This is a genomic window from Parasphingorhabdus sp. (assembly GCF_041748495.1).
In the GTDB taxonomy this organism is placed as follows: domain Bacteria; phylum Pseudomonadota; class Alphaproteobacteria; order Sphingomonadales; family Sphingomonadaceae; genus Parasphingorhabdus.
On record NZ_JBGTDD010000121.1, the window covers coordinates 1 to 2,168 of the forward strand.

A 2,168-nucleotide genomic window follows, 5' to 3' on the forward strand; every position below is an offset into this window, starting at 1 on the left:
CAGCAGATCGGCCAGTTCCGGCTGCACCTCCAGCAACATCTTCAGATAGGGCGCATTGGCTCTTGCCCGGACAAGCGTATCGGAAAGCGAGATTGCGGGAGGCAGCAACGATAGTGTCATGCGACGAGCTTTAAGGCCTCAAGCGCATTTGTCACGTGCGGCGCATCAGGCGGGGCGAATATTCTAGGCCTTCTGCTTGTCGATCAGCACCGCCTGCTGCCAGGCGCCCGGTGACTTGTCCGTGCGATGGATACAGCCCGCCCAGCAACAGGGCCGGCGCTTGCCTTCCTGCAATTCCTCGACCGTTCGACCGATCCGCTTTTCCCGCGTCTTTGCCTGCTTGGCATCCTCCACCCAGCAGATGAATTCATTGCGGCCGAGCGGTGTCAGGCTTTGCCACAGCGCACGTGTCCCGGCATCTGCCTCGAGGGCAGCGCGCATATCGTCCGCCACTCTATGGACGGTTCCTTCGGCCAAAGTCTCGCTCATGGCATCACAGGCTAATATCGCGGCAGTGCGAAATCAACGCCCTTCGGCGCCCGCCCGATATCGGCGAGCAAAATCCTGTGCAAAAAGAGCAAAGCGCCCTTCCGTAATCGCATCGCGCATGCCCGCCATCAACGCCTGATAATAAGCAATATTATGCTCGGTCATCAGCATCGCCCCCAGGATTTCCTTTGCCCGGATCAGATGGTGCAGATAGGCGCGACTGTAATTTGAACAGACCGAACATTGGCAGCTACCGTCCAGCGGTTCCAGATCTTCGGCAAATTTGGCGTTGCGGATATTGATCGCGCCGCGCGCGGTGAACGCCTGGCCGTTGCGGCCCGAGCGGCTGGGCAGCACGCAATCGAACATGTCGACACCCCGCGCTACCGCGCCGACCAGATCATCGGGCTTGCCCACGCCCATCAGATAGCGCGGCTTGTCGGCGGGTAACTGGCCAGGGGCATAGTCGAGCACATCGAACATCGCCTCCTGCCCTTCGCCAACCGCCAGACCACCGATCGCATAGCCGTCAAAGCCGATTTCGATCAAGGCCTCCGCCGATGCGGCACGCATGTCCCTGTCCAGCGAACCCTGCTGGATGCCGAACAGCGCCGCGCGCCCCGCATGGTCGGCGCCACTGTCAAAGCCGGCGCGCGAACGTCGTGCCCAGCGCATCGACCGCTCCATCGAGGCCAGCGCCTCGTCGCGCGTCGCGCCATTCTTGGTGCATTCGTCAAAGGCCATGACAATATCGCTGCCCAGCAGCCGCTGGATTTCCATCGACCGTTCCGGCGTCAGCATATGCCGCGACCCGTCGAGATGGCTCTGGAATTCTACCCCGTCCTCGCTGAGCTTGGTCAGCTCCGACAGGCTCATCACCTGATAGCCGCCACTGTCCGTCAGGATCGGCCGGTCCCAGTTCATGAACTTGTGCAGCCCGCCGAGACGCGCCACCCGTTCCGCGCCGGGGCGCAACATCAGATGATAAGTGTTGCCCAGAATGATATCCGCACCAGTCGCGCGAACGGTCTCCGGCTTCATCGCCTTCACCGTTGCGGCCGTGCCCACTGGCATGAACGCAGGCGTGCGGATTTCTCCGCGCAACATGGAGATGGCGCCGGTGCGGGCCTTGCCGTCGGTCGCGGCAATGGAAAAACGGAAACGCTCAGCCATGAAAATGTTCCGGTGGTCTGGCGATGGCGGATATACCCGTTTCCGAATTGTGTTTCTCTGATGACTGTGTAACCATTGATTGTTCCTGTCCGAATCCCCCCGCGAGCTGTGCAGGATGGCAGCGAGTTTTCAAAGACCTAAATCGGGAGATATTCATGACCAAAGCCACAAAACTGGGTTCCGCCGCAACCGCCCTGATCGCGGCGGCAGCGCTTTCCGCCTGCTCTGGTGGCGGCAGCGAAACGACCGGCGAAAGCGCCGAGACATCGAGCAGCGAGGTGACCGAAGTGACTGCGGCAGATCAGGAAAAATGCTATGGCATCGCTCTGGCGGGCAAGAATGACTGCGCCGCAGGCGAAGGCACGAGCTGCGCCGGTACGTCACTGCTCGACTATCAGGGCAATGCCTGGAAATATACCGACGTTGGCGAATGCGAAGCCATAGGCGGATCGCTCACCGAAGTGGCCGACAATGACCCGCCGGTACCACCGGCAGCGGCTCCTGCG

The 2,168-nt window shown here is 61.2% G+C and carries 3 protein-coding genes; 1 reads left to right on the top strand and 2 read right to left on the bottom strand.

Annotation, left to right across the window (positions count from 1 at the left end):
* Window positions 1–183: 183 nt before the first annotated feature.
* Together ACEW8J_RS10785 and tgt are read right to left on the bottom strand one after the other, a co-directional pair.
* Complete coding sequence (locus tag ACEW8J_RS10785) at window positions 184–489, bottom strand: YdeI/OmpD-associated family protein (protein ID WP_373491645.1); 306 nt, start codon at window positions 487–489, stop codon at window positions 184–186.
* 33 nt (window positions 490–522) lie between these two features.
* The gene (gene tgt / locus ACEW8J_RS10790) at window positions 523–1,662 is read right to left on the bottom strand and encodes a tRNA guanosine(34) transglycosylase Tgt (RefSeq protein WP_373491646.1); all 1,140 of its coding nucleotides are present in this window, start codon (window positions 1,660–1,662) and stop codon (window positions 523–525) included.
* 155 nt (window positions 1,663–1,817) lie between these two features.
* On the opposite strand from tgt, the gene ACEW8J_RS10795 reads away from it, so the two are divergent.
* A partial coding sequence (locus ACEW8J_RS10795; RefSeq protein WP_373491647.1) for a DUF2282 domain-containing protein occupies window positions 1,818–2,168 on the top strand: 351 nt, incomplete at its 3' end.

Bases quoted from the DNA above. Each gene is read 5' to 3' on its own strand.
- ACEW8J_RS10785 (WP_373491645.1), bottom strand. From the start codon at position 489: ATGAGCGAGACTTTGGCCGAAGGAACCGTCCATAGAGTGGCGGACGAT.
- tgt (WP_373491646.1), bottom strand. From the start codon at position 1,662: ATGGCTGAGCGTTTCCGTTTTTCCATTGCCGCGACCGACGGCAAGGCC.